Source organism: Tateyamaria armeniaca (assembly GCF_045797845.1).
Classification (GTDB): Bacteria; Pseudomonadota; Alphaproteobacteria; order Rhodobacterales; family Rhodobacteraceae; genus Tateyamaria; species Tateyamaria armeniaca.
Genome location: NZ_JBHDIY010000002.1, coordinates 2,179,509 through 2,192,700, shown reverse-complemented (window position 1 = coordinate 2,192,700; position 13,192 = coordinate 2,179,509). Strand labels below are relative to the sequence as shown.

Annotated in this window: 8 protein-coding genes and 2 pseudogenes; 6 read left to right on the top strand and 4 right to left on the bottom strand. The window is 60.6% G+C overall.

The features are described from left to right. Nucleotides 1–75: 75 nt before the first annotated feature. Entirely contained in the window at nucleotides 76–711 is a 636-nt protein-coding gene (locus tag ACERZ8_RS11095; protein WP_407592253.1) for a GntR family transcriptional regulator, read from the top strand. Continuing rightward, nucleotides 708–1,732: pseudogene (locus ACERZ8_RS11090) on the top strand (AbrB family transcriptional regulator). Before ACERZ8_RS11095 ends, ACERZ8_RS11090 begins: the two are co-directional and overlap by 4 nt. Here the strand turns inward: ACERZ8_RS11090 and ACERZ8_RS11085 are convergent. The 3 genes from ACERZ8_RS11085 to ACERZ8_RS11075 are packed head-to-tail and all read right to left on the bottom strand — an operon-like array spanning nucleotide 1,713 to nucleotide 3,580. After that, nucleotides 1,713–2,678, bottom strand: a complete 966-nt coding sequence (locus ACERZ8_RS11085; RefSeq protein ID WP_407592252.1) for an NAD(P)-dependent oxidoreductase — start codon at nucleotides 2,676–2,678, stop codon at nucleotides 1,713–1,715. The pseudogene ACERZ8_RS11090 and the gene ACERZ8_RS11085 sit on opposite strands and share 20 nt — an antisense overlap. Continuing rightward, the gene (locus ACERZ8_RS11080) at nucleotides 2,675–2,914 is read right to left on the bottom strand and encodes a hypothetical protein (protein ID WP_407592251.1); all 240 of its coding nucleotides are present in this window, start codon (nucleotides 2,912–2,914) and stop codon (nucleotides 2,675–2,677) included. Before ACERZ8_RS11080 ends, ACERZ8_RS11085 begins: the two co-directional genes overlap by 4 nt. A gap of 54 nt (nucleotides 2,915–2,968) precedes the next feature. Further along, a complete protein-coding gene (locus ACERZ8_RS11075) occupies nucleotides 2,969–3,580 on the bottom strand; it encodes a TetR/AcrR family transcriptional regulator (protein ID WP_407592250.1) in 612 nt (203 codons plus the stop codon). A 96-nt stretch (nucleotides 3,581–3,676) separates the two neighbouring features. Between ACERZ8_RS11075 and ACERZ8_RS11070 the strand changes: the two genes are divergently transcribed. The 4 genes and pseudogenes from ACERZ8_RS11070 to ACERZ8_RS11055 all read left to right on the top strand — a co-directional run bounded on the left by ACERZ8_RS11070 (nucleotide 3,677) and on the right by ACERZ8_RS11055 (nucleotide 11,543). Continuing rightward, nucleotides 3,677–4,843: an efflux RND transporter periplasmic adaptor subunit gene (locus tag ACERZ8_RS11070; protein ID WP_407592249.1), complete on the top strand. Its 1,167-nt coding sequence runs from the start codon at nucleotides 3,677–3,679 to the stop codon at nucleotides 4,841–4,843. Beyond that, the gene (locus ACERZ8_RS11065) at nucleotides 4,843–7,986 is read left to right on the top strand and encodes an efflux RND transporter permease subunit (RefSeq protein ID WP_407592248.1); all 3,144 of its coding nucleotides are present in this window, start codon (nucleotides 4,843–4,845) and stop codon (nucleotides 7,984–7,986) included. The genes ACERZ8_RS11070 and ACERZ8_RS11065 overlap by 1 nt, the downstream gene beginning before the upstream one ends. 133 nt (nucleotides 7,987–8,119) lie before the next feature. Next, nucleotides 8,120–9,695: pseudogene (locus ACERZ8_RS11060) on the top strand (ABC transporter substrate-binding protein). Nucleotides 9,696–9,977: 282 nt separating this feature from the next. Further along, nucleotides 9,978–11,543, top strand: coding sequence for an ABC transporter substrate-binding protein (locus ACERZ8_RS11055; RefSeq protein WP_407592247.1), 1,566 nt, complete (start codon nucleotides 9,978–9,980; stop codon nucleotides 11,541–11,543). Between the two features lie 886 nt (nucleotides 11,544–12,429). On the opposite strand, the gene ACERZ8_RS11050 is transcribed toward ACERZ8_RS11055, so the two are convergent. Then, on the bottom strand, nucleotides 12,430–13,056 hold the full coding sequence (locus ACERZ8_RS11050; RefSeq protein WP_407592246.1) for an MSMEG_1061 family FMN-dependent PPOX-type flavoprotein: 627 nt from the start codon (nucleotides 13,054–13,056) through the stop codon (nucleotides 12,430–12,432). Nucleotides 13,057–13,192 lie beyond the last annotated feature (136 nt).

The following is a 13,192-nucleotide window of genomic DNA, read 5'->3' as shown; positions in this document are numbered from 1 at the left end:
CCAACTTTGACTTGGCACATCCGACTGCCTAAGGTGGCGCTTGTATCCAAACGGATACAAGTTTGAGAGAGCGCCATGACCACCCCCGATATGAGCCAGGGCGAAGCTGCCTATGCCAAGTTGCTGGCCGCGATCCGCAGCGGCGACTTTGTGCCCGGTGACCGTTTGCGCGAAACGGATGTGGCCGCGCGCCTGAACCTGTCGCGCACCCCCGTGCGTGAAGCGCTGCGCAGGCTCGAAGCAGACGGGATCGTCGAACATCGCCCCCGCCTTGGTGCAATCATCCGCCAGCTTAGCCACGGCGAACTTGTCGAACTTTACGAGATGCGCAGCGTGCTGGAGCGCACCGCCGCCGAGATGGCCGCCAAACATGCAGGCCCCGCCGAAGTGGACGCGCTGCGTGCCCTCAACGCGGCCATCGCGGCAAGCGCACCGGCCGAGGCGGCCGCCCTCAATCAGGACTTTCACCGCGGCATTTACCTTGCCACGCGCAATCGGTTTTTGCTGGATGCGGCGCGGGCGCTGAACAATGCGCTGATGTTGCTGGGGCCCACAACCCTTGATGATCCCGAGCGGATTGCGATTGTCAGCGAACAGCACTATGCCATCCTTGATGCGATCGCCAACGGTGATGTCCACGCCGCCGGACAGACCGCCGAACTACATCTGCAAACGTCGCTTGTGCATCGCCTCAAGGCGCTGGGGCGGTGATCCGTGTCGCGCTGACGTTTGTGATTGCGGCGCTTGGCGTGGCCGCCTTTCACGCCGCGGCGCTGCCCTTGCCCTGGCTGTTGGGCCCCATCGCGGCGTGTCTGATCGCGGCCTTGTCGGGCGTCAGAATGAGCGGGATCAAATCGCTGAACGAGGGCATGCGCACGATCCTTGGTCTTGCGGTCGGCGCCACGTTCACGCCTGTGATGCTCGCCTCGATGGCCGGGATGTGGCCTACGCTTTTGATGATCCCCCTGATGGTCCTCGCCATCGGGCTCATCGGCGTGCCCTATTTTCAGCGGGTCTGGGGCTATGATTTCGCCACCAGTTATTATTCGACCATGCCCGGCGGTCTGCAGGACATGCTGGTGTTCGGCGAAGAGGCCGGGGGCAATCCGCGCACGCTGTCGCTGATCCACGCCACGAGGGTGCTGGTGATCGTGGTGGCGCTGCCTTTTATACTGCAAGGGTTTTGGGGCGCGGACCTGTCCAACCCGCCCGGCGCGCCCGCGCGCGCGGTACCACCCGAACAACTGCTTTTGATGTTGGCCTGCGCGATTGTCGGCTGGCAGGGGGCCAAGCGCATCGGGATGTTCGGGGCCTCTATCCTCGGGCCGCTGATCGTGGCGGCGATCTGTGCGATGGCGGGTCTGTTGCAGAACCGCCCCCGGTCGAGGCGATCTGGGCCGCGCAGTTCTTTATCGGGATGGGCGTGGGCATGAAATACACCGGGATCACCATGGCCGAAGTGCGCCATGATCTGGCCGCAGGGTTCGGGTTCTGCGGCATCCTGATCGTGCTGACCCTGATCTTTGTCGAGGTGGTGTATGTCTTTGGGCTCGCCAACGGAATGGACGCGCTGCTGGCCTTTGCGCCCGGCGGTCAGGCGGAACTGACGATTCTGGCGTTGATCGTGGGGGCGGACATGGCCTTTGTCATCGCCCACCACGTGTTGCGCATTTTCGTCGTGATCCTGGGCGCACCGCTGTTTGCGAGGCTGTTCAACGCGCCTCGGGATTGACCATGTGGATCGGGGCGCCGTCCGCATATGCGTTGATCTGATCAAAGATGTCGGAAAATTGCATGTCGAATTCGTCTTCGGTGACAAAGCCGATATGGGGCGTGGCAAGCACGTTGGGGTGCGTGGCAAGAATGTTGTCCGTATCCACCATCGGCTCGGCATCAAAGACGTCGACGGCGGCATGAATGCGCCCGCGCGCGATCTCATCCTCCAGCACGCCCCTCGCGATCAGACCAGAGCGCGAGGTGTTGACCAGCAAACTGCGCGGTTGCATCGCAGCCAGATCATCTGCGGTGATCAAACCACGGGTGTCCGCATTCAGACGCACATGCAGACAGACGATGTCCGATGAGGCAAAGAACGCCGCGCGACTGTCTGCGACCGTCTCACCATCTGCCGCAGCGCGCGCGCGGCCATCCTGCGATCCCCACCACTGCACGTTCAGGCCAATCGCTTTTGCATAGACGGCAACGGCCTTTGCGATCTTGCCATAGCCGTAAAGACCAAGGGTGCGCCCGCGCAACGTGCGCCCGACGCCCATCTGCCACTTGCCCGCCTTCAGCGATGCGACTTGCTGCGGGATTTGCCGGTAGCTGGCAAGGATCAGCGCCAGTGTCATCTCGGCAGCCGCATAAGATGGCGCGCCCGCCCCTTTTTTGGAACACAGCAACACGCCGTTGGCTGTGCAGGCATCGACATCCACATGCGGGTGCACGCCCCGCTGGCTGATCAGTTTCAGCTTGTCCAACCGGTCCAGCAGATCCGACCCCACTTGCGTGCGCTCGCGAAACAACACGAGGCATTCGGCATCCGCGACGCGGTGGGCCAGTTTGGCCGGATCAGGTTCGTGATCGGTCCAGACTGTCACATCATGGCGCGCCAGCTTTTCAAAACACGGCAGGTGGCGCAGCGTGTCGAACCAGTCGTCCAGAATATGAACCTTCATCTGCTTTCGATCCCCGCCTCGGGGCTGGGGGTGCGCGGTGTGGGCACAAAGACGGATGCATCCAGTTGCGCCAGCGCGTCCGAGATACGTACGCGTTCGGCCAGCAGGTGGTTGAACTGCGCATCACAGCCCGAAATCGGCGTGGGATAGGCGCTGATCTCTGCCGCGAGCAGACGTTGTGCCGTGGCCAGTTCCGTGCGCGCGAGTGTCAGGCAATCAGTGTAGGTATCTTTCATGATCTGTCTCCATCACCACTTTGTATACTATGGTATACTAAGTCCGCTTGCCGTTCAATCCTGCATGACACGGCGGGCGATGTCAGCCATCAGCATCGCCTCCTGATCAGGGGACAATTCCAGATCGTGCTTGCCGTCGATTTCCAGAAACGCATGGCCATGCACGAACATGTGCAGCATGTAACCGCGCCGCTCGATCTCTTGATCTGTCGTACCGTCGGGCATGTAGGCACGCACCTCACGTTTGACCACGTCAAAACACGCATCACCGTGGGCCTGCAATTCGGGGTCGTCATCATGCCCCATGGTCAAACCGAACATCAGTCGAAAAACGCCCGGTTCTGTCCGCGCAAACTGCGCATAGCACAGCCCAAGCGCCATGATCGGGGACAATGGGTCGCCCTTGGCGGCTTGGGCGGCCTCATCCATCTGGTCGCGCATCCGATCGATTCCCGCCAATGCGACGGCCCGCACGATCTCTCCGCGGTCCGCAAAATGCTTGTAAGGGGCGGCAGAACTCACCCCGGCACGGCGCGCGGCTTCGGAAATCGAAAACCCGTCCGCGCCCTTCTCTTCCACAAGAATACGAACAGTTTCAACAAGATGCGCGCGCAGATCGCCGTGGTGATACTGCGTTCGTGCGGGCGATTTTTCGTCCTGCTCCAACTTTTTTGTCTCACAGCCTTGTCAAAGTAAGTGGCTATTACATATGTCTTGTCATGAAAGTAAGCACCACTCACTTAGAGTCAAGGAGCGGCACTCATGGCCTCAGGACGTGACACGGATAAAACCAGATCGCTTCTATGGAAACGTGCATTGCGCGGATTTGCAACGCTCACCGGTACGGTATCAGTGATTGCCATCGCCGCCGGTGCAGTCTGGATCGGCAGCGCAACACTGGCCACGCGCGCCGCTGCGGTCGATGCACCACCCCCGGCCCCGACAACCACGGTGGCGGCTTTGCGCATCTCGCCCACTGATCAACTCACGGTCACGCGCCAGTTCCACGGCCAGATCGAAGCGGCCCAGACCGTCTCTCTCGGGTTCGAGCAGGGCGGTCGCCTCAACGTCCTCACAGTGGACGAAGGCGACCGCGTCACGGCTGGGCAGGTTGTTGCGCAGCTCGATACTCGTATCCTGATGACCGAACGCGCGCGCCTCGTGGCGTCGCGCGACGCGCTTGAGGCACAGGCCGAACTGTCGCGGCGCACCACCGCGCGCCAGTCCGAATTGCGGGACCGCGGATTTGCCTCGGATCAGGCTGTCGACAATGTCGCCCTTGGCCTGACCGCGATTGAGGCGCAGATGGCCGAAGTCGATGCTGCCATCACGCAGGTCGAAGTGCGGATGAGCCAGACCGAGTTGCGCGCGCCCTTTGACGGCACTGTAGGTGCGCGCCATGTGGACCCCGGCGCGATCATGAATGTCGGCGCCCCCGTGCTCGACATCCGGCAAGAGGCCACGCCGGTGTTCCGTGTCGGCATTGATCCTAAACTGGCCGCGACTTTGGCGGATCAGCCTGCGCGCATCACACTGGATGGCACCGAATACGACGCGGCGTTCATCGGCTTTCGCCCCGATCTTGATGCACAGACCCGCACCCGCACAGCCTTGTTCGAGGTCAAGACAGACGATCCCGTCTACCTGGCTGCCGGAACACTAACCCTGCAAACGTCTGTGGCACAGGACGGATATGCCGTGCCACTGAGCGCCCTGCAGGATGGGGTCCGTGGGCTGTGGACCGTGCTGGTGCTTGAGCCCGAAGCCGACGGATTTGCCACCGCGCGCGCCGCCGCCGTCGAAGTGCTGCAGATCGAAGGCGACACGGCCTATGTGCGCGGAACCCTGAACGGTGAGACGCAGATCGTCCCGGATGGCACGCATCGCCTTGTGCCCGGTGACCGCGTCCAGTTGTCCGGAACAAACTGATGGAAACGCTGACCTTTCGCCAACCCCGGATCGTCGCCCTTGCCCTTCTGGTGATCATCGCGGCAGGTCTGGCATCGCTGCTGGCCATCGGACGGCAGGAAGATCCGACAATCACCAACTTGTTCGGCACAGTTACAACCATCGTACCCGGCGCTGACCCCGCACGGGTCGAGGCGTTGGTGACCCAACCCATCGAGGATGCGTTGCGCGAAGTGTCCGAGGTGGACGTCATTGAAAGCACATCCGCGACCGGCATCTCAATTGTCGCCGTCGAACTGGGTGTGACGGTCCCTAAAGAACGAATTGAGCAGGTCTGGGCCGAAATCCGCGACGACCTTTCGGCCCTGTCGCCCACCCTGCCCGCCGATGCGTTCGAACCGGAATTCGACACCGACCGCAGCAGCGCCTATGCCGCCATCGCGGCCTTGTCAGCAGAGCCGGGCGTGCCTGCCACCATTCTTGGGCGCTATGCCCGTGATCTGGCGCAGGACTTGCGTAACATCCCCGGCACCGAGCTAGTCGAAGTCTTTGGCGCGCCCGAAGACGAGGTGCTGATCACCCTCGACCCCACGGCCACGGCGGCCCTTGGTCTGACTGCCAGTGACATCAGCCGCGCGATTGCAAGCGGGGATGCCAAAGGGCCCGCGGGTCGCGTGCGCCCGTCCGGTTCCGATCTGCTGATCTCGGTCGCGGGCGAAGTCAAAACGCTCGACCGCCTTGGCGATATCGTGATCCGCCGGTCTGACACTGGTGCCGTCACTTACCTGTCCCAAGTGGCCGAAATCACGCGTGGCCCCCGCCTGCCCCAGTCTGAACTGGCGATCTACAACGGCAAACCCGCAGTCCTCGTGGCGGCCAAGCTGGAATCGGGTTTGCAGGTCGATGTCTGGTCAGGCTTCGTGCGCGATGAAATCGGGGCCTACCAGGCCGAGGTGCCCGTCGGCATATCGCTCGACCTCACCTTCGATCAAAGCCGCTACACCGCCGACCGCCTGAGCGAAGTGGGCACCAACATGGCCATTGGTGTCAGCCTTGTGGTGGGTGTATTGCTGCTGACCCTCGGCCTGCGCTCTGCACTGATCGTCGCCTTGATCCTGCCCGTCGTCACGCTGGCCACCCTTTTCACCATGAACCTGATCGGCCTCGCCATCCACCAAATGTCCGTCACGGGCCTGATCGTGGCCCTTGGCCTGCTGGTCGATGCGGGCATCGTGATGACGGACGAGGTCGGCCAAAGACTTGAAAAAGGGGTGAGCCGTCTGAAGGCTGCCGGTCAATCGGTTAAACGCCTGTTCGCGCCGCTGCTCGCCTCGACGGTGACCACCGCGCTGTCCTTCACGCCGCTGATCCTGCTGCCCGGGCCTGCGGGCGATTTTGTCGGCTCTATCGCGATTGCCGTTGTGATTATGCTGACATGGTCCTTTATCGTGGCGATCACCCTGACCCCGGCCATTGCAGGACACTTGCTGCCCGCCAATGATACACGGGGCGGGATCAAGGGCGGGGCACTTGCGCGCGGGTTTGCTGCCACGTTGCGTTGGTCGGTGAACAACCCCGTGCGGTCCATCGCGTTGGCGCTGGTTCTGCCGGTGATGGGCTTTGCCTCCATGCCGACACTCACGGCACAGTTCTTTCCGGGCGTGGATCGTGACCAGTTCACGATCGAAGTCGACCTTGCCCCCGGGACAGGCATTGACGAAACTCAAGTGGTTGTGGATCGCCTCAACCAAAAGTTGAAATCTGACAAGCGGATCACGCAAGTCATGTGGGTTGTTGGACGGTCTGCCCCTGCTTTTTACTACAACATCGTCGGTGCGCGCGACAACGCGCCGGGGCACGCGCACGCGCTGCTGACCACCCAATCACCGCAAGCGACCGAGGATGTGCTGCGCGATTTGCAACGCAACCTCGCACCCCTTGCCCCCGAGGCGGATATTCTGGTGCGCGGTCTGGTGCAGGGCCCGCCCGTCAACGCGCCGGTCGAATTGCGCTTTGTCGGCAACGATCTTGAAGCGTTGCGCGCACTTGGCAACGAGGCCCGGCGCATCATTTCAGATGTCGATTCGGTGCTGGTCAGCCGCTCCACCATTGGCAGCGGTGCGCCCAAGGCCGTAATCACCGTGGACGAAGCGCAGGCGCAATTGCTGGGCCTCGATCTGGCACAGATTTCCGGGCAGTTGCAGGCGGGCCTTGAGGGGATCACCGGTGGCTCCATGGTCGAAGGGGACGAGGAACTGCCGATCCGCGTGCGTCTTGGCGATGCCACACGCGGTTCGGTTCAGGCGATCCGCGATCTGCCCATCCTGCGCCCGGACGCCGCACAACTGGCCGCGCAAGGGCGCTGGCCCGCCCTGCCCCTGTCTGCGATCTCGGACGTGTCAATCGAACCCGCCGCCAGCACCATCACCCGGCGCAACGGCGAACGGGCCAACACCGTGCAGGCGTTCATCCTGCGCGATGTTCTGCCCGAAGAGGCACTGGTCGAAGTCCAGGCCGCACTCGATACCGCCGGGTTCGCCCTACCGCAAGGCGTGCGCCTTGAACTGGGTGGCGATTCCGATGCCCGCGCCGACACTCTGTCTGACTTGCTGGCCTCGCTGGGCCTGATCGTCACACTGTCGATTGCAGCGATTGCGCTCACCTTCAACTCGTTCCGACTGACGGCCGTGGTGCTGGTGGTGTCGGGCCTGAGTGCAGGGCTGAGCATCCTCGCGCTCGCCATCTTCCAGTACCCGTTTGGCATCAACGCGATCATCGGCGTCATCGGCTCCATCGGGGTGTCGATCAACGCCGCGATCATCATCCTGTCGGGACTGGCCGCAGACGAACGTGCCGCTTCCGGAGATCGCGGCGCGATGGTCGATGTGGTCATGGGGTCAAGCCGCCATATCGTGTCAACGACGATCACGACGTTCGGGGGGTTCCTGCCCCTGATCCTCGCCGGGGGTGGCTTCTGGCCCCCCTTCGCTATGTCCGTGGCAGGTGGCGTGCTGCTTTCAACGGTCGTCAGCTTCTACTTCACACCGCCCGTCTTTGCGCTGATCCACCGGCGTCGCAAACCGCAACAGTTGAGCCGGATGGCCGACGATGAACGCGACCCGCCTTTCGTGCTGCACCCGCCCTACGCCCAAGCGGCAGAGTAGTCACCCCGCGCCCGTTTCACTGGCAGGCCCGACAATGCGGTCCCATCAAAGGCCAGCTTGTCACAGGAACCTCCTTGCCAATCGGGTCAGAGTGTCAAACACTCCGGCCCATAGCAAAAATGGGGAGACTACAATGAAAGTCACAACACTTCTGTCCGCAGCACTGCTGCTGTCCAGCACCGCGCTGGTCAGCGCAGAGACACTGAAATGGGCGCGCGCGGGGACTCGCTGACGCTTGATCCACATGCCCAGAACGAAGGGCCAACGACAACGCTCAACCACCAGATCATGGAACCGCTGGTCATGCGTGATCACTCCGGTGCCATCGTGCCTGCGCTGGCGACATCTTGGGAACCCTCAACCGAAAACCCGAACGTCTGGACTTTTCCCTGCGTGAAGGCGTGACCTTCCACGACGGCGCGTCGTTCACCGCCGAAGACGTCGTGTTCTCGCTCAACCGCGCGATGACACCTGACAGCGATTTCAAGGAATTGCTGGCCAGCGTCAAAGAAGTCCGCGCGGTTGGTGATTACACCATCGAAATCGAAACCGATGGCCCGAACCCGATCATGCCCAACAACCTCACAAACATGTTCATCATGGACAAGGACTGGGCCGAGGCGAACAACGCGACAAAGGTGCAGGACTATGAAGGGGGCGAGGACACCTACGCCGCCAAGAACGCCAATGGCACCGGCCCCTATCGTCTGGTCAGCCGCGAACCGGACGTGCGTACCTTGCTTGAAGCCTACGACGGATATTGGGGTGCGAACGACTTCCCGCTTGAGGTGACGGCCATCGACTTTACCCCCATCCAGAACCCGGCCACCCGCGTCGCAGCGCTGTTGTCAGGTGAGGTTGATTTCATTCAGGACGTGCCCGTGCAGGACCTTGAACGAGTCGCAGGCACAGACGGGCTGGACGTGCGCACAGCACCCCAGAACCGGGTCATCTTTTTCGGGATGAACGTCGGGGACGAGGATCTGGCCAATGACAATGTCGAGGGCAAGAATCCACTCGCGGATGTCCGCGTGCGCCGCGCGATGTCGATGGCCATCAACCGCGATGCGATCCAACAGGTCGTGATGCGGGGGCAGTCCGCCCCGGCAGGTATGATCGCCCCCCGTTCGTCAATGGCTGGGATGAAGCGATGGATGCCTCATCGACTACCGACGTTGATGCGGCCAAGGCCCTGATGGAAGAGGCAGGCTATGGCGACGGGTTCGCCATCCAGCTTGATTGCCCAAATGACCGCTACATCAACGATGAAGGGATCTGTCAGGCCGCCGTGGGGATGCTTGCCCAGATCGGCATCACCGTGAACCTCGATGCCAAACCCAAGGCGCAGCACTTCCCGCTGCTCAGCAATCTGGAAACGGATTTCTACATGCTGGGCTGGGGTGTACCGACCTATGATTCCGAATACATCTTCAACTTCCTCGTGCACGGGCGTGACGACAAATACGGATCGTGGAACGCAACGCGTTTCAACAACGATGATCTGAACGCCAAGATCGTAAGCCTTGCGGGAAACACGGACCTTGAGGCGCGCAACGCTGATATCGCTGATATCTGGGAAGTTGTTCAGGACGAGGCGATCTATATCCCGCTGCACCACCAGGTGCTGAACTGGGGCATGAAGTCTGGTGTCGGCACAGTGGTAGAAGCCGAGGATCTCGCCGAAATTCAAGTATTTCGAAATGAACTGAGGCGCGCGTAGCGATCTCGACAAGATGAGGGGCACCCGGCTTGGGTGCCCCTTTTTTGCTGCCCAAAACATTCCTTGGTGAGCGCGCCAAACCGCCTAAACCAATGCACGCGATGTCAGAATCCCGGCCTGCCCCAAATGTTGAAATATGCGTCCAGCCGCCATGACGCTCCGCCGTCGCCCGCAAGCCCCCTCAGCGAAGTTTGATCTCAACGACCTTTCCAACCCGCATCATTGTCGACTAGGCTCAGGTCTGAATTCAAACTGATCGGGGAAAGACAAGATGCGCTATTTGACCGGTGCTGCGCTGGCGGCCACGCTGCTGGGGAGCGGAGCCCTTGCCGAAAACTTCAAATGGGCCGAAACCACCGACCCACAGACAATGGACCCACACGCGGTTAACTCCGCCCCGGTTCTAGGCTTTCTGAACAACGTCTACGAAGGGCTCGTGCGGCGCGGCAAGGACATGGCGATCGAGCCGTCCCTTGCCACATCATGGGAACCCATCGGCGCGGGCGAAGGCTGGCGGTTCACACTGCGCCAGGGCGTCACCTTTCATGGCGGTGAAGCGTTCAACGCCGATGACGTGATCTTTTCCTACCAGCGCGCCAGCGACGAGGCCTCTGACACGCGCAGTTGGTTTGCGCCCGTGTCCGACGTGATCAAGGTCGATGACTACACCGTCGACATCATGACAACCGCGCCCAACCCGATCTTTCCCGACAGCATTGCCAACTGGATGATCATGGACAGTGGCTGGGCCGAGGCCAATGGCACCACCCTGCCCGACAAGGAAAGCGGCAACTTCGCCACCCTCAACACCAACGGCACCGGGGCCTTCATGGTCACCGTGCGCGAACCCGGTCTGATGACGGTGCTTGAGCCGCACACCGGCTGGTGGGACGTAGCACAGCACAACATCACCAATGCGCAACTGACGCCGATCCAGAACCCGGCGACAGCCGTCGCCGCTCTGCTGTCGGGCGATGTGGATTTGATCAACCCGGTGCCAATTCAGGACACGGCGCGACTGGCTGGCAACGACGCCGTTAAGGTGTTTCAGGGGATCGAAGCGCGGGTGATCATGCTCGGCTTTCCGCACGAGGCGGCGGCATTGAAATATTCGAATGACACCACGGACACCAACCCATTCGCCGATGTGCGCGTGCGTCGCGCCGTGGCCCATGCGATCAACGTGCCTGCCATCCTGCAAACCATCATGCGGGGCAATGCAGAACCTGCCAGCCAGTTGGTCAGTGCGGCCATGCGGGGTTATTCCGCAGGTCTGGCCGAACGCCCCGCTTACGATCCGGACGCCGCCAAGGCGCTACTGGCCGAAGCGGGTTATGAGAACGGGTTCTCCTTTGGCCTCAAATGCCCAAACGACCGCTACCTGAATGACGAGGCCGTGTGTCAGGCGATCACAGGCATGCTGGCGCAGGTGGGGATCACTGCCGTTCTGGATGCGATGCCGGTGCAGAACTACTGGCCCGAACTGCGCGCGGACAATTACGACATGTACCTGCTGGGCTGGTCGCCGGGCACCTTTGATGCCGAACATCCCGTGCGTTTTCTCGCCTCCACGCCGAACGAAGAGAAGAAGCTGGGCAGCTGGAACTTCGGCGGCTTCTCGAATGCACGCGTGGATGAATTGCTGCCCATGATCCAGTCAGAGATTGACGACACCAAACGTCAGGCGATGCTGAATGAAACGGCCAAAATCCTGCAGGACGAGATGGCCTATGTGCCGCTTTATGTGCAGCCGCTGGTCTGGGGCGCGCAGGCGAATATCGAGCTGACCCAGCGCCCAGACAACTTCTTTATCCTGAACTGGGTCACCGTGAACTGAAAAAGGGGTGTCCCACGCTGGGACACCTGCCCCCTGCTGCACTTTCTAAGGGGTGCAGAGGCGGATTAACCGGTTCTTAGGAAAGTGTGGATGTGAAGCTCTGCCATCTTCAATGACGCGGGCGGTGTCTGGTCGCGACAATTGGCGTGGCGAGAAGACCTCAGGCACCGCGCCATCACAGCGAACGGCCGCTTTGAGCCCAAAGCTACATTCGAATTGGGAACGGACGTTCAGGTAGCAGGTCAATCAAATGCTTTTGCAACTCCGTCTCAGGGACCAATAATCGGCTAGGCGCGGAAGCTTCAGATAGTGCTAGTGGCCCTGCAACTCCGGCGTTTGAGCACTGAAAGCAAATTAGAGCCCACCAATCCAATCTGCCATCTCTCACAGTCGCGATACCGTGGTTGGGCGTATAGCACAGAAAGGCCAATTCACCGTCGGGTTGGTTCCAAGCGGATAGGAGATCGATGCATTCGTTTCGCTTAAGAAGACGACCCAAGACGCGAAATGGCCCGTCTCGCTTTCCAGCGGCTATGGGTGTGCTGTAGTTCAGGCCATCGCTCGTTTTTCGCAGAATCAACTCTTGCAAATTCTCAGCAACAAGTTGGTCACCATGCGACGACAGAAAGTGGAAGATGAACAACGCATCCCACGGCTCGCCAACTCTCCCTGCAATTTCCATCGACGATACCAATTAGACTAGTTGCGACTTCAGTTTCAGACCATTTGGAACATCCATAGCAGTTGCAACTAACGGCAGCAAAGTCCCGCATAGTCGCCATCGGCTCCGTTTGCGGTGGATTTCCCGTATGGACTTGTCGGATGTCGGGTTTGAGCCGAAAGTGCCTGCTGCTGCATTGCGTAAAAATAACGGCTTTCTGGCACTTCAGTAGAGTCGAGTACCTTCATCTGCCGTATGATCGTCTTCGACCTCTTTCAGCGTCTGCTCTCTATCAACTGTTGATATCACCCATTCAGCAAGTGTTGGCGCCGACTTCCGTTCGGGCCAGTGATCAGGGTGCCACAGCCGAGACCGGATGAAAGACTTCGAACAGTGCATGAAGGCTTCCTCGACTTCTATCACAAGGGCGAGCAGAGGTTCCTTTCCGTTGATCGCATGCCGCTTGCTGATCGCGGCATCTCGAACAACGCGAGCCGTGCCAGCGACCCGCAGCGTATCGCCGTGACCCGGCACAACGAAGAGAATAGCGATGTTCGGGTCTTCCAATAGATTTTGAAAGCCGTCAACACGGTGGTTTCCGAGCCTGTCTGGAATAATGAGCGTCCTATCGTCGTAGACTTCTACGAACCCGGCAGGGTCACCTTTGGGGGAAACATCAATCAGACCTTCGGACGCTTTGGTTGCAACGATTATGAGTGGCGCAAGTTCGATAAATCTCCGCGCAGTATCATTCAGCCGATCACTTACCTTTAGAAAGGTGTTGGTAAATCCTTCGGTCGGCAGCAACTCTCTGAGCCGTTCAATACTCTCGACTTGCTCATCGATTTCCAACACAACGCTCTCCGATCAATAAGAAAGATAGAGCTTAGCCGATGCGCCGATTTTCTCAAAGCCGCCATTTTTGAGCAGGACAGCCAATTAAGGCAAAGTCCGCATGGCCGCCATTATCCGGCTGTCAACAAACCGC

Coding starts and splice junctions, on each gene's coding strand:
- ACERZ8_RS11095 (WP_407592253.1), top strand. CDS start 76: ATGACCACCCCCGATATGAGCCAGGGCGAAGCTGCCTATGCCAAGTTG.
- ACERZ8_RS11085 (WP_407592252.1), bottom strand. CDS start 2,678: ATGAAGGTTCATATTCTGGACGACTGGTTCGACACGCTGCGCCACCTG.
- ACERZ8_RS11080 (WP_407592251.1), bottom strand. CDS start 2,914: ATGAAAGATACCTACACTGATTGCCTGACACTCGCGCGCACGGAACTG.
- ACERZ8_RS11070 (WP_407592249.1), top strand. CDS start 3,677: ATGGCCTCAGGACGTGACACGGATAAAACCAGATCGCTTCTATGGAAA.
- ACERZ8_RS11065 (WP_407592248.1), top strand. CDS start 4,843: ATGGAAACGCTGACCTTTCGCCAACCCCGGATCGTCGCCCTTGCCCTT.
- ACERZ8_RS11055 (WP_407592247.1), top strand. CDS start 9,978: ATGCGCTATTTGACCGGTGCTGCGCTGGCGGCCACGCTGCTGGGGAGC.